22 protein-coding genes are annotated in these 26,179 nt (G+C 69.9%); 6 read left to right on the top strand and 16 right to left on the bottom strand.

What is annotated here, in order from left to right:
* Window positions 1-6: 6 nt before the first annotated feature.
* Genes L3Q65_RS10100 through L3Q65_RS10115 form a run of 4 tightly spaced genes read right to left on the bottom strand, consistent with a single transcriptional unit; the run spans window position 7 to window position 4,266 of the window.
* Window positions 7-1,038, bottom strand: coding sequence for an alcohol dehydrogenase catalytic domain-containing protein (locus tag L3Q65_RS10100; RefSeq protein WP_237599451.1), 1,032 nt, complete (start codon window positions 1,036-1,038; stop codon window positions 7-9).
* Window positions 1,039-1,051: 13 nt separating this feature from the next.
* Window positions 1,052-1,885, bottom strand: a complete 834-nt coding sequence (locus L3Q65_RS10105) for a carbohydrate ABC transporter permease (protein ID WP_237599452.1) — start codon at window positions 1,883-1,885, stop codon at window positions 1,052-1,054.
* Between the two features lie 3 nt (window positions 1,886-1,888).
* Window positions 1,889-2,830, bottom strand: a complete 942-nt coding sequence (locus L3Q65_RS10110; RefSeq protein WP_237599453.1) for a carbohydrate ABC transporter permease — start codon at window positions 2,828-2,830, stop codon at window positions 1,889-1,891.
* A complete protein-coding gene (locus tag L3Q65_RS10115) occupies window positions 2,827-4,266 on the bottom strand; it encodes an extracellular solute-binding protein (RefSeq protein ID WP_237599454.1) in 1,440 nt (479 codons plus the stop codon). The genes L3Q65_RS10110 and L3Q65_RS10115 overlap by 4 nt, the downstream gene beginning before the upstream one ends.
* Window positions 4,267-4,394: 128 nt before the next feature.
* Between L3Q65_RS10115 and L3Q65_RS10120 the strand changes: the two genes are divergently transcribed.
* Window positions 4,395-5,666 carry an ROK family protein gene (locus tag L3Q65_RS10120; protein ID WP_237599455.1) on the top strand — a complete coding sequence of 424 codons (1,272 nt, stop codon included), beginning with the start codon at window positions 4,395-4,397 and terminating at the stop codon, window positions 5,664-5,666.
* Between the two features lie 201 nt (window positions 5,667-5,867).
* Here the strand turns inward: L3Q65_RS10120 and L3Q65_RS10125 are convergent, their stop codons facing one another.
* The 8 genes from L3Q65_RS10125 to L3Q65_RS10160 form a co-directional block, all read right to left on the bottom strand.
* Complete coding sequence (locus L3Q65_RS10125; protein WP_237599456.1) at window positions 5,868-6,731, bottom strand: carcinine hydrolase/isopenicillin-N N-acyltransferase family protein; 864 nt, start codon at window positions 6,729-6,731, stop codon at window positions 5,868-5,870.
* Window positions 6,732-6,733: 2 nt separating this feature from the next.
* Window positions 6,734-8,428 (bottom strand): cytosine permease, encoded by a 1,695-nt coding sequence (locus tag L3Q65_RS10130; protein ID WP_237599457.1) that lies wholly within the window; start codon window positions 8,426-8,428, stop codon window positions 6,734-6,736.
* Window positions 8,429-8,538: 110 nt separating this feature from the next.
* Complete coding sequence (locus L3Q65_RS10135) at window positions 8,539-9,528, bottom strand: zinc-binding dehydrogenase (RefSeq protein WP_237599458.1); 990 nt, start codon at window positions 9,526-9,528, stop codon at window positions 8,539-8,541.
* Window positions 9,525-10,301, bottom strand: a complete 777-nt coding sequence (locus L3Q65_RS10140) for an aspartate/glutamate racemase family protein (RefSeq protein WP_237599459.1) — start codon at window positions 10,299-10,301, stop codon at window positions 9,525-9,527. The genes L3Q65_RS10135 and L3Q65_RS10140 overlap by 4 nt, the downstream gene beginning before the upstream one ends.
* Window positions 10,298-11,341 (bottom strand): dipeptidase, encoded by a 1,044-nt coding sequence (locus L3Q65_RS10145; protein WP_237599460.1) that lies wholly within the window; start codon window positions 11,339-11,341, stop codon window positions 10,298-10,300. Before L3Q65_RS10145 ends, L3Q65_RS10140 begins: the two co-directional genes overlap by 4 nt.
* Complete coding sequence (locus tag L3Q65_RS10150) at window positions 11,338-11,748, bottom strand: nuclear transport factor 2 family protein (protein ID WP_237599461.1); 411 nt, start codon at window positions 11,746-11,748, stop codon at window positions 11,338-11,340. Before L3Q65_RS10150 ends, L3Q65_RS10145 begins: the two co-directional genes overlap by 4 nt.
* On the bottom strand, window positions 11,745-13,295 hold the full coding sequence (locus tag L3Q65_RS10155; RefSeq protein WP_237599462.1) for a hydantoinase/oxoprolinase family protein: 1,551 nt from the start codon (window positions 13,293-13,295) through the stop codon (window positions 11,745-11,747). Before L3Q65_RS10155 ends, L3Q65_RS10150 begins: the two co-directional genes overlap by 4 nt.
* Before the next feature lie 8 nt (window positions 13,296-13,303).
* Window positions 13,304-14,371 carry a DUF917 domain-containing protein gene (locus L3Q65_RS10160; protein ID WP_237599463.1) on the bottom strand — a complete coding sequence of 356 codons (1,068 nt, stop codon included), beginning with the start codon at window positions 14,369-14,371 and terminating at the stop codon, window positions 13,304-13,306.
* A gap of 159 nt (window positions 14,372-14,530) precedes the next feature.
* Here L3Q65_RS10160 and L3Q65_RS10165 point away from each other — a divergent pair, with 159 nt between their 5' ends.
* From L3Q65_RS10165 to L3Q65_RS10180, 4 genes are all read left to right on the top strand, one after another.
* Window positions 14,531-15,496, top strand: a complete 966-nt coding sequence (locus L3Q65_RS10165; RefSeq protein ID WP_237599464.1) for an ornithine cyclodeaminase family protein — start codon at window positions 14,531-14,533, stop codon at window positions 15,494-15,496.
* A complete protein-coding gene (locus tag L3Q65_RS10170) occupies window positions 15,493-16,755 on the top strand; it encodes an FAD-binding oxidoreductase (protein WP_237599465.1) in 1,263 nt (420 codons plus the stop codon). Before L3Q65_RS10165 ends, L3Q65_RS10170 begins: the two co-directional genes overlap by 4 nt.
* 182 nt (window positions 16,756-16,937) lie before the next feature.
* On the top strand, window positions 16,938-18,011 hold the full coding sequence (locus L3Q65_RS10175; RefSeq protein WP_237599466.1) for a DUF917 domain-containing protein: 1,074 nt from the start codon (window positions 16,938-16,940) through the stop codon (window positions 18,009-18,011).
* On the top strand, window positions 18,011-19,621 hold the full coding sequence (locus L3Q65_RS10180) for a CdaR family transcriptional regulator (protein WP_237599467.1): 1,611 nt from the start codon (window positions 18,011-18,013) through the stop codon (window positions 19,619-19,621). Before L3Q65_RS10175 ends, L3Q65_RS10180 begins: the two co-directional genes overlap by 1 nt.
* A 63-nt stretch (window positions 19,622-19,684) precedes the next feature.
* On the opposite strand, the gene L3Q65_RS10185 is transcribed toward L3Q65_RS10180, so the two are convergent.
* The 4 genes from L3Q65_RS10185 to L3Q65_RS10200 all read right to left on the bottom strand — a co-directional run bounded on the left by L3Q65_RS10185 (window position 19,685) and on the right by L3Q65_RS10200 (window position 25,319).
* Complete coding sequence (locus L3Q65_RS10185) at window positions 19,685-20,953, bottom strand: MFS transporter (RefSeq protein WP_237599468.1); 1,269 nt, start codon at window positions 20,951-20,953, stop codon at window positions 19,685-19,687.
* A 1,499-nt stretch (window positions 20,954-22,452) separates the two neighbouring features.
* Entirely contained in the window at window positions 22,453-22,938 is a 486-nt protein-coding gene (locus L3Q65_RS10190; protein ID WP_237599469.1) for an NADPH-dependent FMN reductase, read from the bottom strand.
* A 213-nt stretch (window positions 22,939-23,151) separates the two neighbouring features.
* Complete coding sequence (locus tag L3Q65_RS10195) at window positions 23,152-23,982, bottom strand: amidohydrolase (RefSeq protein WP_237599470.1); 831 nt, start codon at window positions 23,980-23,982, stop codon at window positions 23,152-23,154.
* A complete protein-coding gene (locus tag L3Q65_RS10200) occupies window positions 23,979-25,319 on the bottom strand; it encodes an MFS transporter (protein ID WP_237599471.1) in 1,341 nt (446 codons plus the stop codon). The genes L3Q65_RS10195 and L3Q65_RS10200 overlap by 4 nt, the downstream gene beginning before the upstream one ends.
* Before the next feature lie 83 nt (window positions 25,320-25,402).
* Here L3Q65_RS10200 and L3Q65_RS10205 point away from each other — a divergent pair, with 83 nt between their 5' ends.
* Complete coding sequence (locus tag L3Q65_RS10205; protein ID WP_237599472.1) at window positions 25,403-26,170, top strand: IclR family transcriptional regulator; 768 nt, start codon at window positions 25,403-25,405, stop codon at window positions 26,168-26,170.
* The last annotated feature ends 9 nt before the right edge of the window (window positions 26,171-26,179 follow it).

Raw genomic sequence — 26,179 nt, forward strand, 5'->3', positions numbered from 1 at the left:
TGCCTCTCAGTCCCAGGTGAACACAGCTTTGTCGGTCAGGCGGCGGTCGAACGCGCGGAACGCCTCGGCCGCGTCGTCGAGCCGGTAGCGGTGGCTGACCAACCGCTCGATCGGCAATTCGTGGCGCACGGCGAAGCGACTCAGGTCCGCGAACAGGCCGATGGGGAAGTACCAGCCGCCGGTCACCCGCAGCAGTTTTCGGATGAGCTGATCGCTCGGGTTGATCGTGGTCTCCCGCGATTCGCCGACGAAAGCGACGCTGCCGAGCTTGCGCACACAGTCCAAGGCGGAATTCTGCGCGGGCGGCGCGCCCGAGCATTCGACCACCGCGTCGGGTCCCTGGCCGCAGGTGAGCTCGCGCAACCGGGCTGCTGCGTCGTCCGAACCGGAGTTGACGACCGCGTCCGCGCCGAGTTCTCGCGCCAGTGCCAGCCGTTCGTCGAGCAGGTCGACCGCGAGCACGGTCGCGCCGAGCGCCTTGCCGACCAGCACCGCGGCCCCGCCCATCGGCCCCATTCCGAACACCGCGAGCGTCGTCGCGCCGCTGACGTCGATGGACTTCTGGGTGGCGTACTGCGTGCCGACCATGTCGGTGAGCAGCGCTCCGGCGGAGTAGGAGAGTTCGTCCGGCAGCGGCAAGCAGTTCACCGCGGGGACGACGAAGTATTCGGCGTCCCCGCCGTCCACGTCGAATCCGAGGCATTTCCACTGTGGACAGAGCATCAGCTTGCCGCCCCGGCAGTATTCGCACCGCATGCAGCCGATCGCGAGATAGGCGGTGACCCGGTCGCCCGGCGCGAGCCCGGTCGCCCCGGGGCCGATCTCGACCACGTCGCCGGCCGGCTCGTGCCCCGGCACGACGAGGCCGCGGCCCGCGGACGCGCCGCCGACGATGGGGTTCCCGGTGTACAGGCTCATGTCGCTGCGGCAGATCGCCGAGGCCCGGGTGCGCACGAGCACCTCGCCGGGGCCTGGTCGCGGCACTTCCCGCTCGACGACCCGGACCTCGCGCTCGCCCGGCAGCAGAACGGCTTTCATGGCGGTGCTCCTTCTATTTGACGGCGCCGAAGGTGAGCCCGGAGACGATCCGGCGGCGCAGGACGAGGGTCAGCACGACGATCGGTGCGACGATCACGGTCGAGGCGGCGGTGAGCATCCCCCAGTCGGTGCCGAACATGCCGGTGAACTCCATGATTCCGACCGGCGCGGTTTTGGCGTCCTGGCGGGTGAGCGACAAGGCGAGCAGGAACTCGTTCCAGCACAGGATCGCGGTGAGGATCGCGGCGGTGGCGATCGACGGCACGAGCAGCGGCCAGAGCACCCTTCGCAGAATTCCCCAGCGGCTCAGGCCGTCCAGCATCGCGGCCTCCTGAAGCGCGTACGGGATTTGCAGAATGGCGCTCCGGAGAATCCACACGGCGATCGGCAAGTTGATCGCGGCGTACGGCACGATCAGGATCGGGTAGGTGTCGAACAGCCCGAGGTTTCCGGCGAGGATGAACAGCGGCACGACCGAGACCATCGGCGGGAACATGTACGTCGAGAGGATCCACGACGACAGGAACCGCCGGGGCCGGAATTCCCGCAGCGAAAGCGCATACGCGGCGGGCACGGCCAGTACGACGGTGAGGACCGTGGCGCCGACCGTGACGATCACGCTGTTGAGCACCAACGGCCCGAAGGCCTGTCCTGCCCCGCCGCCGGTGAGCACCTTCGCGTAGTTCTCCAGAGTGGGCCGGAACGACCAGCTCGGCGGCACGCTCGTCGCGACGCTCGGCGGTTTGAGCGAGGTGACGACCATGAACACGATGGGCACCAGCGACCCGAGCAACCATGCCCAAAGCACGAGCTGCCCGGACCAGGCATTGGCTTTCCGACCGGCCACGTCCTATGCCTCCTCGTCGTCGCCCTGGCGGCCGATGAGGCGCAACAGCAGGGGAGTGAGCGTGAGCAGCAGCACCAGCAACAGGAGTCCGACGGCGGCGGCCGCGCCGATCCGGAAGCTCTGCAGCGCCACCCGGTAGACGGCGAGGTTCACGATCTCCGTGGAGTTGCCGGGCCCGCCTCGGGTGAGCACCTGGAACGAGTCGAAGGTCTTGAACGCCTGGATGGTCCGCAGCACGAGCGCGATGCCGAGGAACGGAGTGAGCATGGGCAGCGTGACGTGCCGGAACGCCTGCCAGGCCGACGCCCCGTCGATCGCCGCCGCCTCCAGCGGCTCCGGCGAGAGCGATTGCAGGCCCGCCATGAGGATCAGCGCGACGAACGGGGTCCACTGCCAGATGTCGAGTCCGAGTACGGTGAGCCAGGCGGTGGCCGGCCGCGCGAGCCAGTCCAGGTCGGCCGGGACGATCCCGAGCGCGCCGAGGTAGTGGTTCACCCAGCCGTAGTTCGGGTTGACCAGCTGCCGGAAGAGCAGCGCGGACACGGCCGGGGCGACCGCGAACGGCAGCAGCATGAGCGCGGCGGCCGGGCCCGAACCGCGCACCTTCGCGCTGAGCGGGATCGCGAGACCCAGACCGAGCAGCATCTCCGCCGACACGGCCACGGCGACGAACACGAGCGTCGTGAGCAGCGACGAGAGGATCTCTGGATCGGTCAGCACCGCGCCGAAGTTGGCGAAGCCGACGAAGCCGCTCTCCCCGCCGAACAGGTCGACGCGGCGGAAGCTGGACACCAGCAGGTAAAGCGTGGGCGCCACCGTCAGTGCGAGGAGCACCAGCAGCGCGGGAGAGATGAACAGCCAGCCGGCGCGGTTGTTTCGGCGTAATGCGCGGCGGTCCGCGGCCGGCGCCGTGGTCTCGGACGGAAGAGCGCGGAGGGTCGTCATCGAGACACCTCGTATCCGGCGGCGGCGAGCAGGCGGCGGACCGATTTCACGGCCTCGTCGAGCGCCGCGCGGGGCTCGGCGCGTCCGGTCGCGGCGGTGTTGACCGCCACCGCGATCGCCTGGCTCACTTCGGTGTAGTTGGTCAGCCGGGCTCGCCCGACTCCTGCCGAGAGGGTGGCCCGCAGCGCCCGGTAGAACTCGGCGTCCGGGTTCGCGGGGTCGCCGACCAGCCGGTCGTACACCGACGTCCGGGTCGGGTGCAGGCCCGCCTTCGCCATCTCCAGCTGGACCGGGGCGCTCGTGAGCCAGGCGATCGCGCGGTAGGCCCACGCCTTGTGCGCGGAACTGCGATTGATGCTCAGCATGTACGTGCCGAAGTGCGGTCCCGTCGCATGCCCGCGAGGCACCGGGGCGTACCCGATCTTGCCAAGGCTGGGCGTGTCGAGCTTCATGCTGTGGTAGTTCATCGACATCGCGGCGAGCCCGGCGCCGAAGGTCGACGCGGTCTCGTCCCAGGACGCCGACGCGGTGCCCGGCGGCACGACCGGGCGGTCGGTGATCATGTCTCGGTAGAAAGCCAGGGCCCGCTCGCCCGGCTCCTCCGCGAAGCGCAGGCTCAGGTCGTCCCCGATGAGGTGCCCGTCGCCGCCGAAACCGGCCAGGAGCGTCTTGAAGTCGTCAGTCGCCCAGTCGCCGACCCCGGCCATCCACGTGGTGCCGTAGCGCCTCTCGGCCGGGCGGGTGAAGAAGGCGGCCACCGTGCGGAATTCGTCCCAAGTGGACGGTACGGTCAGCGGCCTCCCGGTGCGGGCGGCGAACGCGCTCCGCTCGGCCGGATCGTCGAACAGGCTCTTGCGATAAGCCATGGTGAGCCCGTTGGCCTGGATGGGCAGTCCGTAGATGTCGAATCCGGCGGCGCTGATCGCTTCCGTCGTGGCCGGAGCGCCGGTGGCGGGAAAGTGCGCAGCGGGCGTTTCCTCGCGGTAGACGGCTGTGTCGTAGAAGATCTTCGGGATGAAATCGCCGAGGTCCACGTGCGCGAGGTCGTTGAGAGCCGGTTGGCGGAGGTAGCCGGCGAGCGGCTCGATCACTCTCGTCAGGGCGGGCGTCCATGGAGTGTCCATGATCATGATGTCGTAGTGGCTGCTGCGGACGGCCAGCTCCGCGAACGTCCGCTGCTGCAGCGCGTCGTACGGCTGGCCGTCGATCTCGAGGCCGAACCCGAAGCGTTCGCGGAAGGCCGGCAGCTGCGTGCGCACGGCGTCGAGATTTCCCTCCGCGGTGGCATACAGCATCCGCAGCCGGTCGGGCCGGGGCTCCGCAGCGCGGGCGCCGACCGGCCCGGGCGGCGCGGCGCAGCCGGACACCGCCGCAATCCCTGCGGCCAATCCCGCGGCTCGCAGCGCTTGCCGGCGGGTGAGGTGGTGAAGCGGCACGGGCACCTCCTGGACGCCTCTGTCCCGGTGTGTCGTTTCTGTTGGCGGAGAGCAAAGTAATGTTTTTGGCGTGCAGAAGTCAACCCGGGGCGTGCAGAAGAGGGCCGATCCGCGATAATCTGTCCCCCGTGACAGACCTCAGGATTTCCCCGGACCAGCTCGGCGATCTGGTCGCGGTGCTCGACCTCGTTCGCTCGGGCAGTGCGCGGACCAGACCGGAGCTGGGCCGCCGATCGGGCCTCGGCCGCACGGTGATCACCCAACGGGTCGGCCATCTGATGCGAGCCGGCCTGATCGAGGACGGCGAACTGGGGCTGTCCAGCGGCGGGCGAGCCCCGCGTGAACTGCGCTTCCGGTCGGAGGCGGGGGTCGTGCTGGCCGCCGAGCTGGGCGCCACGAGCATCAGCACCGGGATCACGGATCTGTCCGGCCGCCTGCTCGCCCACCGCGAGGAGGCCGCGGACATCGGGCAGGGCCCGGAACCTGTGCTGGCCCGGGTCCGGACGATGCTCGACGAGCTGCTCGCGGAGTCGAGCGGCGCGCCGGTCTGGGGAGTCGGCGTCGGGCTGCCCGGTCCGGTGGAGTTCGCCGCCGGCAGGCCGAGCGCGCCGCCGATCATGCCCGGATGGGACGGCTACCCGGTGCGCGAACGCCTCGCGGCGCACTACGACGCGCCGGCCTGGGTGGACAACGAGGTCAACACGATGACGCTGGGCGAGTACCGGACGGGGGCCGCGCAGGGGGTGCGCGACTACCTCTACGTGAAGATCGGCACCGGGATAGGAGCAGGCCTGATCTCCGGCGGCCGGTTGCACCGGGGGAGCCAAGGGTGCGCCGGGGACATCGGCCACACCGCGGCGCGGTCGGAGAGCTCCGTCGTCTGCCGCTGCGGGAACACCGGCTGTCTGGAGGCGCTGGCGAGCGGCGCGGCGCTGGCGCGCGACGGTGCGGCCGCCGCGCGCGACGGCAGCAGCCCGGTGCTGGCGGAACGGCTTGTGCAGCAGGGACACGTGGACGCGGCCGACGTGGCTTGGGCGGCGCAAAAGGGCGACCGCGCGGCCGTCGAGCTGTTGGTGCGCGCCGGCCGGCTGATCGGCGAGCAGCTGGCGATGCTGATCAGCTTCTTCAACCCCTCGCTGCTGCTGATCGGCGGCGGCGTCGCGGGCGCGGGCGCGGGCGATCAGCTGATGGCGGCCATCCGGGAGGCGATCTACCGCCGGTCGCTGCCGCTGGCCACCCGTGACCTGCGGATCGCCAGCTCCTCCCTCGGGGCCCGCGCCGGCGTCGTGGGCGCGGCCTTCATGGTCCTCGACGAGCTGTTCGCGCCCGACCGGCTGGCCCGCTGGCTCGACCTCGGCAGCCCGGCCGGGCACCCACAGCTGGCCGAGGCGGTCGCCTGAGGCAGCGCGCTTCCGGCGGGCCGCGGCGGCGACCGGCCGGAAGCGCGCGTCGCGGGCTGGGCGAGCAGGGGTGCCCTCCGCTGGCGGGCGAGGGAGCCGGGCCCGCGGAACCGCGCCCGAGCGCGCCGAACGAAAGCCGGTCGTCGTCACTTCAGCTCCGTGCTGATCGTCCGGCCGGACCGCACCGGCGCGTTGGCGAGGTCAGGACATGAGCCGCACGCCCAGCGGCGTGATCGCGCCGTCGGCGGTGGTGAGGTCCCCGGCCGCGGAATCCTCCGGCAGCGAAAAGCGGACCAGCCGTCCCCACGGCGTGCGGCCGTCCTGCTCGTCCCCTCGCGGCTGCCCGCACGGAAATCCGAAACCGAACCACAGAAACCCGTCCGGGTCGATGATCTCGCTGGAGATCGTGCCGTCGGTGGCGCCGTGGTTGCACAACGACCGGCCGTGTTTTCCGGGCGGCCCGCCGTCTTCCTGGTGATCGCGCAGAACCTGCCGCAACGCTTCCGGCGTGGCGCCGTCCAACGCGCCGAGCAGTTCGCGGCCCCGGCCGTACCGGTGCGTGGACGCGGTAGCCTCGTCCCAGCCAGGAGCCGGGTTTCCAGCGAGGCGTTGCCACACGTTGGCCCGCGCTTCGGCGTCGGCCGCGGGACCGCACACCGCCACGCGTCCGCCGCCCACCTCGACCGCTGCCATGGCGCCCGAGCGGTCGGCGAGGAGATAATTGCCCGGCAGCGGGCTTTCCTCGCGCAGGCAGGCCACCGCTTCGTCCACAGTGGACGCATGTGCGAGCATCCTGGCGGGCCATTCCTGCGCGGGGTAGTCCGCCAGGTTCCGCTCCGGCACGAAGGCGTAGGTGAAGCCGAGTCCGGCGCTGTTGACCCCGCGGGTGAGCATTCCGGCCCACGGCACGGGCACGTCGGCGGACGGCACGACGACGCGGACCGCCAAGTACGAATGGCGTTCGCCGTTCGCGGCCAGCAGATGATTCGTCGTGGAGTACGGGTTGTCGCTGTTGCTGGCCAGCAGCCAGCGCCGGGGACTGTTGATTCCTGCCAGGAAACACATGCCTACTCCGATGCGGGTTCGGGATTGCCGGGTGCGGGTTGCGGCTGCCGGGCTTCGCCGCGCAGTCGCGCGTTGGCCGCATCGAGGCCGGGCGTGCGCGGCGGCGGAGCGATCTGCAGCAGGACCGGCTCCGGCATCGAGCGGCAGGCGTCGCCGCAGTCCTTGGTGTGCATGCAGTCCTGGGAGCAGATCCACTGCTGGTGGTGCGGGCAGGGGAACAGGTCGTCGGTGCTGACCACCTCGCCGTCGAGAGGGCAGGCGACGACGAGATCCTCGCGCGGCCAGGCGATCCGGGGGCGGATCGCGTAGTTCCGGCCGCGGGCGCGAGTGCCGAGCCACCAGGTCAGGCCGCCGGCGATCAGGAAGCTGACCCAGTTGGACAGGTAGAGCGTGACCTGTCCGCCCAGATGCCCGAGCAGACCGCCCACCGCCAGGAAGGAGCCGACGACAGTCGCGGCGAACAGCGGGATCACCCCGGACCAGTTCCAGTGGCGCAGCATGGCGCGGCGGTATTCGATGAAGCGGCCGTTGTCCGGCCCGTGCCCGCCCCGGCCCCGGACCAGCAGCAGGTCGGCGATGCTGACGCCGATCCAGGCGGCCAGCAGCACTCCCTCGACGGCGAGGACGGTGCCGAGGTGGTCCAGGACGTTGAGGTACATCGCCAGGGTGCCGAGCACGACCATGACGACCGCCCAGACCGACCGTCCCGGCGTGAAACGCAGCCGGGAGAAGAAGTTCGCCAGCGAGAGCGAGCCGCTGTAGGCGTTGAGCAGGTTGATCCGCAGCTGAGTGATCACGATGAGCAGGAAGCCGCCGACGCCCATGATGGCGACCATGTACTGGCCCGGGTTGGCGTCGCCGCCCGAGGCCGCCCACAGGAGCAGGCCGATCGCGCCGGCGATGACGTAGGCGCCGAAGGCGTACGGCAGCAGCGCGACCCACAGTGCGCCGCGGCGGCCGCCGCGGGCGAGGCTCTGCTCGTTCGCGAGCAGCCGTCCCATGTCGGCGTGCCCGAACGCCACGTTGCCGACCAGTCCGTTGTACGACGCGACCGCGCCGAGCAGCCCGATTCCGCCCACGCTGCCCACGTGCGCGGTGATGAATTCGCGAGTCGCCGGCAGATCCGCTCCGGACAGCACGATGATCAGCAGCGCCGCCAGCCCGACGACGTAGGCGTAGAGCGTCCATTTCTGGAATTTGGCGACGAACTGCAACCCATAGAGCACCAGCGGCAGGAACACCAGACCCACCAACAGGTACGAGACCTTCACCGGGATGCCCGTCTGCGCGGCCAAGGCACTGGAGAGGATCTGGCCTTCGGTGGCGAAGTAGGTCAGCCAGCTCACCCAGTAGAGCAGAGTGGTCCAGGCGGCGCCGTCGAAGCCGAGGGCCAGGCCGCGCGACATCAGCGCGGAGCCCAGTCCGGTGCGCGAGGCGGTCTTGACGAACAGCACGTTGAGCAAGGTCTGCACCAAGACCGCATAGAGGATCGCGACGAGCACGTTCGCGATGCCGAAGGACGCCGCCAGTCCCGCGGGCAGCGAAAGGAAGATGGCCGCCGTGGCGCCGCCCGTCAGCGAAAGCACGATCTCGGACGTGCGGTAGCGCCAAGTGGGCGGCACCTTGCCCAAGGCGTAGTCGTCGCGCGCGACGCTGCCGGAGCCGATGCGCGCGGGCAGGTCACCGGTATCGCTCACTGTCTCTCCTTGAAAATTCGTCGAAAGCGGGGAACGCTCATGCGCGGCGAAACGAAGTGACCTGTTCAGGCGGAATTCGGTGGATGTGCCGCTCGCTTCCCCGGAAGAAGTCAGGGCGCCGTGACGACGATCTTTCCCGCCTGGCTACCGGATCGCAGGTAGCGATACGCGTCCGTCACGTGGCCGAAATCGAAGACCCGGTCGACGCGAGGCCGGAGGCGGCCGGACCGGATGGCTTCGCCGACGAGGGCCGTTCCGCGGGCCCGCTGGCCGGGATCGCTCACGTGGTTGAACATCGAGTACGGATGGAACACCGCACGCGCCCGGCACATGGCCGCCGCCGGGACGACTGGCTGCCGGTCGGTCAGCGTGCCGTACCCGAAGACGGTCGCGCCCGGTGCGAGATGGTCGACGTAGCGCGCGAGCGAGTCGCCGCCGAGCGGGTCGAACGCGGCCCGCAGGCCTTTTCCTTCGCTGGCACGGGAGATCGCCCTTGCCAGCCCCGCGTCGCCGACGACGACCGCGGTCGCGCCCGATTCCCGGAGGATCTCCGCCTTCGCCGGCGACCGGGTGGTCGCGACCGCGGCCACGCCGAGTTCCCGGCACAGCTGCAGCGCGCCCAGCCCGGCGGAGCTGGACGCGGCCGTGATCAGGACCGCGTCGCCCTCGCCGAGATCGCAGACCTCTTTGAACGCGAAGTACGGCGTCAGGTACTGCATCCAGATCGCCGTCGCCTCATGGTCGTCGAGCTCGCCGGGCACGGCGGTGACGTAATCGTCCGGCACGACCGCGGTCGCGCCCTGCACGCCGTTCCGCGTGAAAAACGGGATGGCGGTGACCCGGTCGCCGGGAGCGAACGCGGTGACCCCGGAGCCGGTCTCGGCGACCACTCCGCAGGCCTCGGAACCTATCCGCGACGGGAAGACCGGGATCGTGTAGTGCTCCCCGGCCAGGTACATGAGATCCGCGCGGTTGAGTGCGAACGCCGAGACCCTGATCCGCACGTCGTGCTCGCCCAGCGGCTGCTCCGGCCACGGTCCGACACGCAGCACCTCGGGGCCCCCGAATTCGGTGAAATAGACCGCCTCGGCGCGGCTCATCGCGGGTCCTTGGCGAGGTTCGGCTCCTCCGGGCTCAGAAACCGCGCGTATTCGTCCGCTCCCGGGCTCTGGTACCCCAACCGCCCGGACACCGTCCAGCCCTGCCGCGCCGCGGCGTCGGCAAGGAACTCCGCGTAACGGAGCGGGGCGACGGTGGCGTCGATGACGGGCACGCCCAGTTCCGCCTGCAGCCTGCGGTAGAACCCGAACTCGATGGTGCAGCCGAGGATGACGGCGTCGGCCCGGTCCTGTTCGACGGCGGCGCGCGCCTCCTCGAGGATGCGGCGCCCGGTGAACGCCGGGTCGGTCTGGAAGTCGTTGACGCCCATGCCGAGTTCGCGGAAGGAAGCGAGCGAACGCTCCGCACCGTAACGGTGGACGTTCTCCTCCATCTCGGGAATCCACTTCGCGCGCCCCACGAGCACGGAGAACCGTTCGCCGACCGACTGGGCGGTCCGGATGCAGGCCTCGGCCGGTGCGGTGACCGGCATCCGGCTGGTCACCTCTTTCGCGGCGCGCACGAACGGGTCGTAGAAGCATCCGATGACCATGGCGTCGTAGCCCTGCTGCTCGGCCCAGAGCACGGTCCGGAGCGAGGGCTGTGCCACCGTCAGTTCGTACGCGTTGTATTCGAGGTGGACGGGCCCGGTCCCGTTGAGCGACGCCACGTCCACGCGGGTGTCCTCCCGCGCCTCGGCGCGCAGGCTGTCGCCGATGGGGGCGTCGTAGGCGCTGTTCATCACGGGGTTGAGCCAGAGGATTTTCCGGGTCACGTGCTTGCTCCCGGACGGTGCGGTGTCGTCGCTCGGGTGCGGTCGCCGTCCAGCATCGAGCAGATGAACTCCGTGAGATTGGCGCCGAGGATCCGCCGCGCCAGGTCCGTGCCGAAGCGCTTCTCGGCGGCCTCGGCGAGCGTGGCGAAATCGGCCGGGCGCCGCAGTCCCGCGGTCTTGGGAATCTGCGTCCAGTCGACGAGCAGGCCGGTGAAAACCGGGTCGACCACCTCGGCGACGTCGTCGATGAAGTCGGTGCCGAGTCCTACGCGGTCCGGTCCGAGGAGGCCGACGGCGTGCTCCACGTGGTCCAGGAACCGGTCCAGAGTGGGGACTTCGTCGGTCAGGAAGGGACCGAACGCGTTGACGGCCAGGAATCCGCCCGCCGCGCCGAGCGCCTCGATCTGGCCGTCGGTGAGGTTCCGCGGATGATCGGCCAGCGCGCGGCAGGAGGAGTGCGACGCGATGAAGGGTTTGCGCGCCACCTCGGCGAGGTGGAAGAAACCGGCTTCGGACAAGTGGGAAACGTCGACGATGATCCCGACGTCCTCCATGCGCCGCACCGCGTCGACGCCCAGCCGGGTGAGGCGGCCGCCGGTGTCGCGCTCGCCGACGCCGTCCGCCATCATCGTGCGCCGGTTCCACGCCAGCGAGCACATCCGCACGCCTTCGCGCCGCATCACGTTCACGAGTTCGAGCGAGTGGCCGAGCGGCTCGGCCCCCTCGATCGCCAGGAGGAGCGCGATCTTCCCGGACGCGATCGTCGCGGCGATTTCGGCGCGGGTCGACACGAGCGCGACGGCATCGCGATGGACCTCGGCGAGGTGCCGGGCTTCTTCGATCATGAGCAGGCACCGGCGCAGCGCGCCCTCGCCTACGAACTGTTCCTCTGTCGCCACCGGGAGCACCTGGAGGCTCACGCCGCCCTGGCGAAGCTGAGGCAGCCAGTAGTCGCCGAAGGGGTCTTCGTGTCCCCGTTCGCGCAGATGGCGTACCGCCATCAGCAGGTCGTTGTGGCAGTCCGCCACCCGGTAGCTCATGAACGCTCCTTCGCGGCGGCTTCGAGCACGGCATCGAGCGCTGCTCCGTCGTAGTAGAGGTACGCGGAGCTGAGCACCCCGTTCGCGACGGTCACGACCGAGCAGCCGGCTACGTCGAGATCGGGGACGTCCGGCCGGTCGGAGGCACCGGACATCCGCCAGCGGACCACCACCCGGTCGCCGAAGGCGAGGGTCTCGTCGACCTGCCTGCGGTAATCCGGGTACACGGCGCGGAGACCGTGCATCGCCTCGAGGTCGTCGTGTGCGGATCCGAGCGCGGGGTGCCCGTTGACGGCCACCTCGAGGTCGGCGGAGACCAGCGCGCCCATGCCCTCGAAATCTCCGGCGTTCTCGGCGCTGTTGTAAGCGAGCCAGATCGCGGTCGCGTCCAAGATCGGTCCCTTCATGACTTGAGCGGCCCCGCCGCCTTGACCTGGACCCGGCACGCTTGGCCGGGAACGTAGGACAGCGGCACCTCGTGGACGGAGGTGATGCGGACGGCCTCCGGGTCGGCGCCCGAGCGGATGGCCGCGTTGACGGCGAGTTCCCGGGCTTCGGCCAGGCACGCTTCGCGGCCCTTGTCCTCGTAGCGGAACACCCGGTCGACGGTGCCCGAGGCGTCCGCGATGGCGGCGCCGTAGGCGTTGGCCACGGCGTGGTGGCCGGGCCGGACCACCTCGGTGACCCCCGGAACCTTGTCCGGCACGAGGTGGGAGCCGCCGCCGACGGCGATCAGCGGCAGTTCGTGCCGGCTGGCTTTCATGCGGTCGGCGATGATCCGGATCTGCTCGTCCACCCACGCCAGGGCGGCGTCGACGGTGTCGGAGGACAGGGACGCGACCGAGGCCGGGTCGCCGAATCCGGTCAGCCGGCCCGCCCGCGTCGAGATGTCGGAGAGGGTGAGGGTGGAACCTCCGCGCACCAGCGCCTCGGACACGACGCGATAGCCGACGGAATCGGGCCCGACGGCCACGTCTCGTCCGGTGCCTCGCACCACGGTGCCGCCGCCGAGGCCGATCGAGATCAAGTCCGGCATGCGGAAGTTGGTGCGCACGCCGCCGACCTCGATCGCCGCGGTCGACTCGCGGGGGAAGCCGTCGACGAGGATGCCGATGTCGGCCGAGGTGCCGCCGACGTCGACGACGAGGGCGTCGGAGAGGCCGGCGAGCGAGCAGGCGCCCCGCATCGAGTTCGTGGGTCCGGACCCGAGTGTCAGAACGGGGAAACGGGCGGTCTCCTCGGCGGTCATGAGAGTGCCGTCGTTCTGTGTCAGGAACGAATCGATGCTCAGCCCGTTCTCCGCCAGCGCGGTCTGGAAACCGTTGACGACGTTCCGTGCCACGCCAAGGAGCGCGGAATTCAGGACAGTGGCGTTCTCCCGCTCGAGAAGGCCGAGAGCACCGACCTGGTGGCTCAGCGACACGGGGAAGTCCGGTCCGAGCTCCTCGGCGATGATCTCCGCGGCGCGCAGTTCGTGGGCGTGGTTCGCAGGGGAGAAAGGCGCGGACACGGCTGCGGCGGCGACCGTCCCCGCGCAGCGCGCCGCGAACCGGCGTATCGCGTCCTCGTCGAGCGGGGCGATCTCGGAGCCGTCGAACTCGCTGCCGCCGCCGACGATCTCGGCCGGGCCCATGATCGTTTCGAGCAGGTCCGCGGGCCACGAGACGCCGGGACGGACGCCGCGCGAGGCCGGCGCCGCCAGCCGGATCACCCCGACCCGCTGGAGGCCGCGCCGCTGGATGATCGCGTTGGCGGGATGGGTGGTGCCGAGCATCGCCTGGGTGATCCGGTCCCGGTCGACCCCGGCGACCGCCTTCGAGAGCGAGGCGCGGATCCCGTCGAAGGGATCGGGGGTGGTGGCCGACTTGGTGGCGGCGACGACCTGGCCGGTGCTGTCCACGACGACCGCGTCGGTGTTGGTGCCGCCGACGTCGATACCGATTTTGAGGCTCATGGGACGGTTCACCCTTTCAGGGGGACGTAGTCGACGTCGTAGCCGAACGCGGCGGGACCGACGACGTCGAGCATCCCGTCGCGCTTCCAGCCGTCAGCGCAGGGCAGGCCGAGGACGCGCACTCGCTGGCCGTAGGCGAGGCTCTCGGTGGTGATCGGCTCCGCCGTTTCGAAGTCGAGCATGCAGATCAGGTCCGGCGGCGTGACGACCGGACGGCCGTTCTCGATCGCGAGCAGCAGCTCGTTCTGGATTTCGATCCGGAGCGTCCGGCCCGGGCCGGCGAAATCCTCGACGACGACCGTGCCGCGCGCGAAGCCGGTCGTGGTCCGCCGGTCGAGGTCGATGATCTTGCCGTCGAAGACGATCCGGCCGTCGGCGAAGTCGAGGAACCGGTCCCAGCTCCCTTCTTCCCGGCGCTGCACCGCGCGCAGCAGACCGCCTATCTCGCTGCAGTAGCGCATCGAACCCCACACGGCCGCGTCGCGGGCTTCGGCGACCGTCATCGGATAGGCGGCCAGCGCGTTCGCGAGGCCGAGCATCATGGCCGAGCCGCGGACCAGTTTCTCGCCGACTTGGTTCGAGACGGTCTCGAACGCGATCCGGTTGCCCTTCTCGTCGGCGAGGCTCATCGGGGAAGCGGACAGACCGGCGAGAGTGAACGTGGTCATCTCGATCTGCGGGAAAGCGCGGCGCATGCCGTCGGCGTCCACGCAGGGCACGCCGAGCTCGGCGGCGACGGCCAGCGGGATCAAGGTGTTCATGCCGCCGACTTCGACCGGCATGATCGCGTCGATGTCGCGTCCCAGATAAGAGACGAGGGCGCGCACCGCGTCGGCGAACTCGCTGCCGGAGGGGATTTTTTCGACGATGACCGTCGGCGCGCCGACGACCGCCACGGTCGCCAGCTGTGCGGCGGCGGAAAGTTCGTCGAGGCCGACGATGTCGATGGGCCCGTGGTCGTTGATCGCTTGCTCGACCATGAGCTTGGCGATGAACGGGTCACCGCCGCCGCCGGTGCCGAGCAGGGTCGCGCCCAGCGTCAGCTGATCGAGCGCGTCCAGTGCGAGTTTTCGCATGTCGGGAGGGTTCCTTCCCAGCCGTGCTCCGAAGAATCGTTGGCAGGGACGGTAGAACCCGCCGCGTTCGCCGACGATGGGCGTTCCGCACTGCCCGGCCGGGGGTGGTTGGACCGATCGCCCATTGGGCCGGGTCGGCGGCTCGGTCAGGCTGGCCGGGTGACTCGACCAGCCGACGGATCCGACCTGCTCCTGTTGACCGCCAGCGAAGTCGACGGCCTTCTCTCCGTGGAGGAGGCCGTCGAGACGCAGCGTGCCGCGTTCACCGCATTGGCCGCGGAGCAAGCGTTCCTCGCGCCCCGGATCCTCTCCGAAGGTTCCCGCGGCGACACCGCTTTCGTTTATGCGGCACGGCAATCTCTCGAGGAGGGAGTGGTCGCGAAGATCGGCTGCGTCGTGCCCGCCAACAGTGCCCGGGGGCTGCCGACAATCCACGCGATGGTGGTCGCGCTCGATGCCGTGACCGGGCGCCCCGCAGCGCTGCTCAATGGCGAGGCAGTAACGAAACTGCGTACCGTCGCCGCCTCGGCGCTGGCCGCCCGGGTTCTCGCCCCGCCGCCGGAGACGGTGGCTGTCATCGGCTACGGGATCCAGGGCCGCGCGCACGCGGCCGCGATCCGGCGCCTGTATCCCCGCGCCGAGGTTCGAGCGTGGGCGCCGAACCTGGGGCCGGACGCGACTTCGGACGGAGTCGCCGCGTGCCGGTCAAGTCGCGATGCGGTTACCGGCGCGGGGCTCGTGATCACCTGCACCACCAGTCGCACGCCGGTGCTGGAAGCGGACTGGCTCGCCCCCGGTGCGACCGTGCTCAGTGTCGGCTCGTTCGGGCCGGACCGGCGCGAGGTCGGCGACGACATCGTCGGCCGGTCCGCCGTCGTCGTCGACGATGCTCCGACGGCGCTCGAACACGCGGGCCCGGTCAAGCACGCAGTCGCCGGAGGAGTGCTCGGAGCCGACCGGATCATGACTCTGGGACAAGCGCTCACGCAAGGTTTCGCCCGTCCGGCCGACGCGGAATGGACCTTCTACAACAGCGTCGGCATCGGAATTCAGGACGCCGCGGTCACCGCGGCGATTCTCGACCGCGCGAGCAGCGCCGGCGTGGGACGGCGGATCCCGTGGTGAGCCAGGCCGACGTCACGGTCGTCGGCACCGGGGCGGTCGGGCTTTCCACCGCGTTGTTCCTGGCTCAAGGCGGCGCGAAGGTGGAAGTCGTCGACAGCGGCGGCATCGGGGCCGGCGCCTCGCGGAACAACGCGGGATGGATCGTGCCTTCGATGAGCGAGTCGGTGCCTTCTCCGGCCGCGCTTCGCACGGCAGCCAAATGGTTCGGTCGCGGAGACGGGCCGCTGAAGGTCGGCTGGGAACTGTCCGCGGGATACGTCGCGTTCCTGGCCCGCATGCTCTGCGCCGCCCGTCCCTCGGCGTACCGGCGCGGGCTGGCCGCCACCGCGTCGCTCGCGGTCGGCGCGGTGGCGGCATTCGACGAACTGGTCCGTCTCGGTGTCGATTTCGAGCGGCACGCCCGCGGTGTCCTGCTGCTCTTCGTCGAGGAGCACGGCATCCAGCCGCATCTCGACGACCTCGCCGTCCTGGCGGGACTCGGCCTGCCGGGCGCGGAGGTGCTGGCGGGGAAGGACGTCCGGGAGCTGGAACCGGAGGCGGGACAGGGAGTCGTCGGCGGAATTCTGTGCGGCGGAGACCAGCACGTCGACCCTTCGTCCCTGGTCGACGGGTTGGCGGCGGCGGGTGCGGAAGCCGGTGTGCGGCTGAGGCTCCACGCACCCGTCACGCGGATCGTCGAAGGCACCGGGTGCGTGCACCTCACGGCGGGCGGAGTCACCTCGTCCACTGGCGCTGTCGTGCTGGCCGCCGGGGTCGGCACTCGAAGCCTCGCCGGGATGGTCGCGAAGCGAGTCAGCATCCGCGGCGGGAAAGGCTACGGATTCGACTACCGGCCGGCGCCGTTCACCCTCGGCCACGCCGTGTACTTGAGCGACCACAAGGTCGCGGTGACACCCTTGGACCGGGGCATTCGCCTGGCCGGGACGATGGAGTTCGGGGCGGAGAACATCGAGGTCGACCACCGCCGTGCGGCCGGCGTCGCCGCTGCGATGCGCGCGTATTTCCCGAACTGGCCGGTCCGCGCTCCCCGTCCCTGGAGCGGGCTGCGGCCCATGACCCCGGACGGGCTGCCGGTCATCGGACACCTGCCGACCCGGGCGCCGATCTACGTCGCCGCGGGCCACGCGATGCTCGGGATCACCCTCGGCCCGATCACCGGACAGTTGCTCAGCAGGCAGATCCTGACCGGCGAACCCGACCCGCTGCTCGCCCCGTTCGCCCCGGACCGGTTCCGGCCCGTCCGGTTCCGGAGAGCCTGAGCGTCGGCGTCCAGTTTCGCGAAGCAGCCGGGCCGCGGAGGAAGCCGCACCCCGCTGGGTGCCGGCCGGACGGGCGTTGTGCGGAACGCACAGGAATCCGGATTCCGGTTGGGCAGTTCGCTGGTCGCCCGGATTACCGTGTGCTCGTAACCTTCGGACCGTCGCCCGGGGAAGGACGCGCCATGAGGCAGCTCGGCAGAGCGGAGTTGGACGAGTTGACGCTCGGCGCCACGTTGCTGGGCAACGGCGGAGGGGGAGACCCCGCCCTGGCGCGGCTCGTCGCGGAACAGGCCATCGACGACTACGGACCCGTCACCGTCGCCAAGCTCGAGGAACTCCCGGACGACGCCCAGCTGGTCACGGTCGGGGTGGTGGGCGCGTCCACGGCCATCGTCGAGAAGATCCCCGCCGGCCGGGAGTTCACCGCTGCGGTACGGGCGCTCTCGTCCTATCTCGGCCGCGAGGTCGACGGCATCATGCCGGTCGAGGCAGGCGGGATGAACACGCTGATCCCGCTGGCGGTGGCCGTCGAGCTGGGCGTTCCCTGCGTGGACGCGGACGGGATGCGGCGCACCTTCCCACAGCTCGAGATGACCACGTTCACCCTCGGCGGGATGAGCGCCTCCCCGATGAGCCTCGCGGACGAGAAGGGCGACAAGATCACCTTCGAGGCGATCACGAACCAGGTGGGCGAGCGGCTGGTCCGCGGCTCGGCGATGATGCTGGGGCTGGCGAACGCTCTGGCGGCGTACCCGATGACCGTCGCTCAGGCGAAGGCGGCCGCGATTCCCGATTCGCTGGAGTACTGCGCCACGATCGGCCGGCTGCTCCGCGCGATCCAGCGCCGCGAAGACGGCGCGTGGCGCGGGTTCCTCGGCTTCACCGGAGGCCGGAAGGTTTTCGAGGGGAAGATCATCGATCTGGAGCGGCGGACGACGACCGGTTTCGCACGGGGGACCGTGACGATCGAGGGGTTCGACGATCCGACGCGCACGATGCGGATCGAGATGCAGAACGAGCTCCTCCTCGCCCTCGAGGACGGGCTCCCCGTCGTGACGCCGCCCGATCTCATCTGCATGCTCGACCACGACACGGCGGACCCGGTGACGACGGAGTCGCTGAGCTACGGCGAGCGGGTCACCGTGCTGGGCTTGCCCTGCGCCGAGCAGTGGCATCGCGAAGGGTTCCTCGACGTCGTCGGGCCCGCCGCGTTCGGCTACGACGTCGACTTCGTTCCGCTGAACGGGGAGCCGTGATGAATCCGGATGCCGCGACCGGAGAGGGCGCACCTAGGCGCGATACCGGCCGACCGGGCATCTGCCTCGGCGAGGTGCTCAGGTGGGGCCGGCTGGCCTCGGCCGCCCTCCTTGGCGGCGAGTCCGCCCTCGACCGGCCCGCCACCCGCGTCCTGATCGCTCCTGCCGGACGTTCGCGCGAAGGCGACTTCGCCGGGGCGATCGTCCTGCTGGACGGTCGTGAGCTCGCGCTCGACACTTACCTGGTAGACGTCACCCTGCGCTGGATGGGCGAAGCCGGCGCGGTCATGCTCGTCGTCGTTTCGCCGGAACAGCCGCCGGGCGTCGCGAGCTGCCGGCTGGCCGATCGCAGCGGCGTCGCTCTGGTCGAGACCGAGGATTCCCTCCTCGAACTGGCGGACGCGCTGCGCGAGCTGGTCGAAGCGCCGCAACGCGTCCTGGCCCGGGTGATCGTGGACGCGGTGGACAAGCTGGCCCATCTTTCGCCGAGCAGCGGGGTCTCGGGCGTCCTCGACGTCGTGCGGCAGGCTCTGGGCGCACAGGTGTCGCTCGTCGCCGCGGAGGGGGAGATGCTCGCCGGGGATTCGCTGACGCCGCCGTTGCTGCGCCGGGACCAGGTCAACGTGCAGCTGTCCACTGTGGTCGGGACGACGCACCGGTTCACTCAGCCGGTGACGCTCGCGAGCGGCGAACGGCCGAGTTTCTGGATCGTCGCCGAGCTGGAGGCCCCGGGCGAGGTGCGCACGAGCGTGACCCGGTCGTTGCTGAAGATCGGCAGCAGTCACGTGGCCAACCGGCTGATCTCCGACCGGCTCGAACAGGAACGGGACGCGCGCGCCCGGCTCGGCGTGCTCAACGCCATCATGGCGACCGCCGGCCGGCCGTCGGCCGCGCTGGTGCAGCAGGTCGCCACGCTCGGGTGGCTCACCGACGGCTGGGCCACCGCGGTGCACCTGCGGATCGCCGGTCCCGTCGATGCGATGCAGATCCTCGCGCTCACCGATTCGGTACGCGTGCTCTTGGCCGAATCCGGGTTCGACGGCCCGCTCGTCGAACGTTCCGACGGGTGGACGACCTGGACGGTGCGGCTCGGCGAACCGCCTGCCGCGCGCTTCGCCCAAGACACCGCGGCGGTCCGGCACGCAGTACGGCGGTTCCTGGAAAGCCGGGACCATCTCCGGGTGTACGCCGGAATCGGGAGGCCGTACCTCGGACTGCAGGGATTGAAGCGCAGCCTTGCCGAAGCCCACGAGGCGATGACCATCGCCCAGGGAGCCGGCTCGCGGAGCGGCGTGCAGCACATCGACGAGGTAGGCCTGCAACGGATCCTGGTCGGTTGGTACAGCTCCGAGGAGTCCCGGGACCTCGCGCGCAGCCTGCTGCGCCCGGTGATCGAGATCGATCGGCAGGAGGAACTGCTCAGCACCCTCGAAGTGTTCCTCGACAACGAATCCTCTCCGACCGTGACAGCGGAAATCCTCGGAGTCCATCGCAACACCGTCGTCAACCGGATCTCCCGGGCGAAAAGCGTGCTGTCCGCGGACCTCGACGACCCGGACGAGCGGCTCGCGGTCCAGCTTGCCTGCCGGCTGGCGAAGCTGCGCGGCTGAAGAGCCTGTCACCGCACCGGCCGGCGGGCGGCAGTGCGATGACAGGCTCGCCGCCCCTGGTTGCTAGGCGAGTTCCCGGCCCTCGGTTTCGGGCATCACCACGGCGAAAACCGCTGTCGCCACGAGGAAAAGGTCGATGAACAGCATTGTCGAGGTGAAACCGCTCGCGTGCGCCAGCAGAATGCCGACCAAGCTCGGTGCGATCGTGTTGGCGACGCGCTGGCCGCAGACGCCGACGCTGTAGCCCAGGCCCCGTACCGGCGACGGATAGATTTCGCCGATCCAGGTGTCCCAGACGCCCCACGCGCCGAGGCTGAAGAACGAGAGAACGAAACTCCCGACGTACAACTCCGCGAGCGTGCCGGCGTTCGCGAAATAGAATCCGCCGGCTGCCGCGGCGAGCACGTAACCGACGAAGATCTTCTTGCGGCCGTATTTGCCGGTGAGCCAGGACGCGCTGACGTACCCGGGAATCATGAACACCGCGCTGATCGCGGCGAAGCCCAGACTCGACGACGCGGACAGCCCGCGCTGTCCGAGCAGGGTCGGCAGCCACGTTTGCAGGCCCCAGTATCCCCACGAGAACAGGAAGTTCACGAGCAGCTGCAGAACGGTGATCCGGCCGAGCCGTCCCCGGAACAGCGCCGAGAACGAACCCGCCCGCACCTCGGGCACGGACAAGGACTGCGCGCTGATGTTCTCCGCGTCCGCGGCGCCGAGACGCCGCAGGGTCGCCAGCGCCTCGTCCTGGCGTCCCCGCTGGACGAGCCAGTACGGGGACTCCGGCACCCAACGGCGGATGACGAGCACCCACAGGCTGGCGACTGCGCTCGCGATGATGACGCCGCGCCACGCGCCGGCGCCCAGTACCGCGGTGACGCCGACGGCGAGCAGCATGCCGAGCGGCCACCCGGCGGCCAGGTATACGGCGAGCCGGCCGCGATGCCGTACCGGCAGCAGCTCTTCGAAGTAGGGGAAGGTGATGGTCAGGATGCCGGCGAAGAGGAAACCCGCCACGGCCCGTGTGACGAGAAGCGTCTCGTAATTGGTGGAGAAGCCGCCGACGAGGGTGAGGACCCCGTAACCGGCGAGGCTCCACGTGCAGGTCGCGCGCCTGCCGATCCGGTCGGAAATCGGCCCCCAGGCGAGAGCGCCGGGGATCATGCCGAAGAAGAGCGCGGAGATGACAAGCCCCAGCTGCGCCGCGGTGACGTGCAGGCCGGCCTCGATCCCGGGCGCGATGTAGGTCAGGCTCAGCATTTCCCACGACTCAATGGCGAGTGCGGCGTAGAGTGCGATCCCGATCTTGAGATGGACCCGCGACAGCGGCATCCGGTGGAACATGGACCCGACAGAGACGGTCGCGGGTGAACCGGTCAGCGCCTCTGTCGACGGGGCACGGGTTCGACCCGCTTCTTCGCTGCTCATCGGACGACCTCCGGGCGGACGGCTTGAGAAGTGTGCGAACTGTAGGCACCCGGTCGTTCAGCCGACGATGTGCTCTGCGCACTGATCGAGCAGCCCGGCTTGGGCGATGCGTCCAAGCCCCGCGGGACGGCGGCGCATGTGCGGGTTCATCGGTCTGTAGCGGCACTGAATGCCCGCCGGGCCTCCTTGCGGCGGAGAGCTGTGTGTCCTGGATTGGATGCTCGCAGCCGAAGACCGCCAAGCGGGCTTCGGCCATGTGGAACTGCCGCGGAGGCCGGTCAGGACGGATGGCGGCGCGTGGTGGGCAAATCAAGATACTTGCGCCGAGGCTCTCCTCTAGCGACCAAGTGTGCGCCGTGCCGCTGTGGCCGATCGGAGCCGCTCTTGTGGTCGGCAGCGGCCTGCTTCGAATGTCAGCGTGAGCGAGGTGAGCAACGAGCGCGTGGTGACGGAGGTGTCCGAGCGGAACCGGAGTTCGCGCGGGTGCGCCAGGAGTCCGCGGCGAAGGTCTCGGGAGGCATATCGGGCTCGGCGAGCGGCTGGCAGTGCTCGTCGTTCGGCTGCCACACGATTGTTGTCGAAGAAGCGGTGGGGGACCGCGCGGCACCGCCGCACGCGGTCGCGTCGCCGGTGTTTGTCACCGCCCTGGCTTTCACCGTCACCGTGGCACTAGCTGGACCGACTTTGCACCGGACACTGAGAGCCGCCGTGCCCTGCCTTCCGGACGCGGAACACCTAGGCCGATGAACTCGCATAGCGCCCCAGCGTCGCCCGTGCCGCTCGCAATTACGGGGTAGATGTGCAGGTTACCTGGGGGAACTATTGGTCCTTGTCTGCCTGCTCGCCCTACGACGCTCATCGGCGGGGATCCCGCGGCCGTGATCTGTGATGAGCCCAGCCGGTTTACTAGCGGCGCTGGAGAAGCGAGCTCGCTTAATGCGACTGGGCAAACGATCGACCTGAAGCCACGGGTTCAAATCTCTAGGGGCTTGAGAGGGGCGAGTTGCTCACTATCCACACGTTTGCAATTGCCCTATTGATAGTTTGAGCGACATAGTGAGATTGCTGCACGCGTGTGACAAGGCTATAGCGCTTACGCGGCTAGGTCGCGCCCCCACTTGCTATCGTCCGACTTGGTTGGCCGGTTGCGCATGTGCGGGGTTCTTCGGAGAAGGCGTCGACCGAGCGGGACGGACATGCGCTTGCGCCGGCCTCCGCGTGACTGGATCGGTCGGCAGGCCGAGGTGCTTCGTCAGTGCCACAGGAAATCGCGGCTTCGCGGTGGAGGTTGCCGGCGACGTGGCCACGACGAGCGTAGCGACTCGGTCGGACTGGGCGAGTCTCCGTTGTCCGCTGCACGCCAACGGTGCTCTACTTCTCTCGTGCCTGAGGCTCGGCCGCAGCTAAAGGTCGTGGAGACGGCGCGGGGCGAATTCTGGGTAGCCCGGGACGTCCGATCCGATCGGCAGCGCCAATTGCGCGGACACGGGCGCGAGGCCGACCTCGACCGCCACCAGTTTCAGCTGTTCGACGGCGCGGATGCCGCCGTAGCTGACGAAACCGATCGCCTCGTCGCGCCACTCGGCGTAGACGAAAGCGAAAGCGTTCTTCACCGCGGCGGACGGAGCGTGGTTGTATTCCGGCGTCACCACGACGAAACCGTCGAAAGACGCGACTTTTTCCGCCCACTTTTTGGTGTGCTCGCCCGCGTAGTGCCAGACCGCGGCGGGGATCTCTTCGTCGTCGAGCGGAAGGTTCCATTCGGCGAGATCGACGATCTCGTACTCGGCTTCCGGCCGCATCGAAGCGACCTGGTGCACCCATTCGACCACGCTCCCGGCGACCCGGCCGGGGTGGGTGCTTCCGGCGATCACGGCGATCTTCGTCATGTCTCCCCCGCCCTTCGTTTTCGGAGTCGGTCCCGATAGTGGAGCGAATTCCTCTGGTACGGAAGAAGGAACTTTTCTTTCCCGTGGTTACGTCAATGTTCCTCCTATTCGAACTGGTTGATACCGGCCATGATCAAGCGGGAACCGCGGACGTCGCGGTGCGGGCGACGAGTTCCGGGGGTGAGTGCACCGGTTGCGCCCGCGACGGTTCGGTCACTTCGCGCTGGAAACTTCGTTCTCGAACCCGTAGAGCACGGCAGGGTTCCGAATCAGCATTGCCTCCCACTCGGCCGGTCCCGGCAGCCACCCGCGAACCAGTTCCAGGAACGTGCGGTCGTCGGGGGCGGGAGACAGCGTCGGGTGGGGCCAGTTGCTGCCCCACAACAGCCGATCCGGTGCGACATCGGCAAGGGCGCGGACCGTCTCGCCGAGGTCGGCGAAGGTTTCGCTCCGGCAGGTGCTGGTGAGGTAGGGGGCGGAGATTTTGAGCCAGGCCTTTCGCTCCGCCAGAAGTTCCCGGACGACAGCGAATTCGCGGCTGTCTACACCGGACGGCTGGGGGATTTTGGCCAGATGGTCGAAGACCAGCGGCACGTCGAGGCGGCGCAGCACGGGCCCGTACGTGACCAGCAGCTCGGGCGGCAGGTTGAGTTGCAGGTGCCAGCCCATCCGCTGGGCGAGACCGGCCAGCGGCTCGAGCGCGTCGAGCGTGAGCGGGAACGCGTCCCGCGGGTGCCGCAGGTAGAGCCGGACGCCGCGGATGCCGCCTTGGTGGAGTCGCTGCAGTTCGTCGTCGGGAGTGTCCGGGCGAACGACGGCGACCCCTCGGGCGGCGGTGCCGAAGGCCGCGATCGCGTTGAGGGTGGGGCGGTTGTCGGTGCCGTGCCTGGAGGGCTGGACGACGACGAGCCGTCCGAGCCCCAGGCGTTTCTGCACTGTCCGGTAGTCGGCCGGGGCCCGGTCGGGGAAGGCGTTGCCGCCGGTGGCGGGGTACCGGTGGTCATAGAAGTGCAGATGGGTGTCGCAGCCGAGCGGGTGGTTCACGGCAGGCCGCCCTCGGGTTCGTCGAGCCGGGACGCTCCGGTGAACCGGAGAGTGGCGAGGCCGATCGCGGCGGCGGCGATCATGTACCAGGCGGGGGCGAGGCCGTAGCCGGTGGTCGTGAGCAGGAACTGGGCGAGGTAGGGGCCGAAGCCGCCGCCCAGGATGGTGCCGAGGGAGAAGCCGAGCGCGACGCCGGACATGCGGGCGCGGGAGCCGAACAGCTCGGTGAAGAGCGGGTATCCGACGGCCTGGGCGAACACCCACGGCAGCAGGGAAACGGTCATCGCGAGGACCAGCGAGAGCCCGTCGCCGCGCGCCATCCAGAGGAACGCCGGGACGGTCAGCACGACGTAGCCGGCCATGGAGAACGCGTAGACCCGCCGTCGTCCGAAGCGGTCGGAGAGCCACGCGGCCGCGGGCATGAGGACGGCGAGGACGACGGTGATGATCGCGTTGGCGCCCAAGGCTTCGCCGGCCGGATAGCCGAGTTGCTTGACCAGATAGGTGTTGAGGTAGATGTGGCCGACGTAGGCGGTGCAGGTCATGGAAAACGCCAGCAGGATCAGTTTGAGCACGGCGCGCCATTCGTGGGCGAGCAGGTGCCGCAACGGGTTTCCGGCCAGCTCGCCGCGGGCGGCGTTTTCGGTGAACTGCGCGGATTCCGGCAGCCGCGAGCGCAGGTACAGGACCACAAAGGACAGTGGCAGGGAAAGCAGGAACGGGATACGCCAGCCCCAGGCGTGCATGGCCTCCTCGCCCAGTACGGCGGTGAGCGCGGCTGCGAGTCCGCCCGCGGCCGCGGTCCCGAGCGCGATACCGGCGGGAGTGAAGGCGCCGAAGAAGCCGCGCAGCCGGGCGGGCGCGGTCTCGGCGATGTAGGTCGACGCGCCGCTCGCTTCGCCGCCCGCGCAGAAGCCCTGGAGCAGCCGGGTGAGCAGAAGCAGCACCGGTGCCAGAACTCCGACGCTGGAGTAGGAGGGCAGCAGGCCGACCGCGGCGCTGGCGAGTCCCATCAGGAGGACGCTGGCGAGCAGCGCGGTCTTGCGGCCTCGCCGGTCGCCGAGCCGGCCGAAGAAGATCGCGCCGACCGGCCGCAGGAGGAAGCCGCTGCCGAAGACGGCCAGGGTGTCCAGGATCGCGGTGGCCGGGTCCGCGCGGGACAGGAACGCAGCGGAGACGAAGATCGCGAGGTTCGCGTACAGCGAGAAGTCGTAGTACTCGATGACTGAGCCGGCTCCGCCGGCGAGCGCGGTCTTCCACACTGTCGACGGAGTGCGCGAACCGCGCGCCGCGGTTTCGGCGGGGGAGTCGTCCGGCTGGCGGACCGATCGCTTCATGCAACATCATCCTCGGACGCACCGCCGACGGTTATCACTGTATGATAGCGTCTAGCGGTATCGCTGGGTATCTGGGAGGGGACATGGCGGAGGGCTCCGCGCCGGAACGGTCCACGATGCGGTCGGTCGAGCGGACGTTCGACGTGATCGACACACTCGCCGACAGCGGGCGGCCGCTGCGGCTCGCCGAGCTGGCCCGCGGCGCGGACCTGCACATCGCGACCGCGCAGCGCATCCTGAAGGTGCTGGAGCGCCGCGACTTCGTGACGCAGAGCGCGGGCAACTACACCGTCGGGCCGGCCGCGCTCGCGGCCGCGCATTCGTACCTCATCGGCAATCAGCTCGTGCTCGCCGCGACCCCGGTGCTGCAGGAGCTCGCGGAGGCGCTCGGGCTCACCGCCTCCCTGTCGGTCCGCGTCGGCGACGCCCGGGTGCTGGTCGCACGGGTGGAAGGCGGCAGCCCGCTGCGCTATCAGCTGCCGATCGGCGGGCGGCTGCCGCTGCACCTCGGCGCGGGCAAGATGTTCCTCGCCGAACTGCCCGCGGCCGAGCGGGCGGAGGTGCTCGACAAGCTGGGCGAGGAACTGGTCATGGCGGGCGGCGAGAAAGTGTCCCGCGCGGAGTTCGCCGCCCGCCTGGACGAGATCGCCGCCCGCGGCTACGCGATTTCGCGCAACGAGCGGGTCGTGGGCGCGCTGTCGGTCGCGGCCCCGGTCCGGTCGCGCGACGGCGAGGTCCTCGGGGTGGTGCAGGTGTCCGGACGGGACGAGGACGTCGACGACGCACGGCTGAAGGAAGCCGAACGCGAGGTCGTGAACGCGTGCGCGAGCATCGCGGCGAGGACGCATTGAGCACCGTTT

It is taken from the genome of Amycolatopsis sp. FU40 (genome assembly GCF_021903635.1).
In the GTDB taxonomy this organism is placed as follows: Bacteria; Actinomycetota; Actinomycetes; order Mycobacteriales; family Pseudonocardiaceae; genus Amycolatopsis; species Amycolatopsis dendrobii.

Excerpts from the sequence above, each read along its gene's own strand:
- L3Q65_RS10100 (WP_237599451.1), bottom strand. The coding sequence starts at position 1,038 with ATGAAAGCCGTTCTGCTGCCGGGCGAGCGCGAGGTCCGGGTCGTCGAG.
- L3Q65_RS10110 (WP_237599453.1), bottom strand. The coding sequence starts at position 2,830 with ATGACGACCCTCCGCGCTCTTCCGTCCGAGACCACGGCGCCGGCCGCG.
- L3Q65_RS10125 (WP_237599456.1), bottom strand. The coding sequence starts at position 6,731 with ATGTGTTTCCTGGCAGGAATCAACAGTCCCCGGCGCTGGCTGCTGGCC.
- L3Q65_RS10135 (WP_237599458.1), bottom strand. The coding sequence starts at position 9,528 with ATGAGCCGCGCCGAGGCGGTCTATTTCACCGAATTCGGGGGCCCCGAG.
- L3Q65_RS10145 (WP_237599460.1), bottom strand. The coding sequence starts at position 11,341 with ATGAGCTACCGGGTGGCGGACTGCCACAACGACCTGCTGATGGCGGTA.
- L3Q65_RS10150 (WP_237599461.1), bottom strand. The coding sequence starts at position 11,748 with ATGAAGGGACCGATCTTGGACGCGACCGCGATCTGGCTCGCTTACAAC.
- L3Q65_RS10155 (WP_237599462.1), bottom strand. The coding sequence starts at position 13,295 with ATGAGCCTCAAAATCGGTATCGACGTCGGCGGCACCAACACCGACGCG.
- L3Q65_RS10160 (WP_237599463.1), bottom strand. The coding sequence starts at position 14,371 with ATGCGAAAACTCGCACTGGACGCGCTCGATCAGCTGACGCTGGGCGCG.
- L3Q65_RS10175 (WP_237599466.1), top strand. The coding sequence starts at position 16,938 with ATGAGGCAGCTCGGCAGAGCGGAGTTGGACGAGTTGACGCTCGGCGCC.
- L3Q65_RS10180 (WP_237599467.1), top strand. The coding sequence starts at position 18,011 with ATGAATCCGGATGCCGCGACCGGAGAGGGCGCACCTAGGCGCGATACC.
- L3Q65_RS10185 (WP_237599468.1), bottom strand. The coding sequence starts at position 20,953 with ATGCCGCTGTCGCGGGTCCATCTCAAGATCGGGATCGCACTCTACGCC.
- L3Q65_RS10190 (WP_237599469.1), bottom strand. The coding sequence starts at position 22,938 with ATGACGAAGATCGCCGTGATCGCCGGAAGCACCCACCCCGGCCGGGTC.
- L3Q65_RS10200 (WP_237599471.1), bottom strand. The coding sequence starts at position 25,319 with ATGAAGCGATCGGTCCGCCAGCCGGACGACTCCCCCGCCGAAACCGCG.
- L3Q65_RS10205 (WP_237599472.1), top strand. The coding sequence starts at position 25,403 with ATGGCGGAGGGCTCCGCGCCGGAACGGTCCACGATGCGGTCGGTCGAG.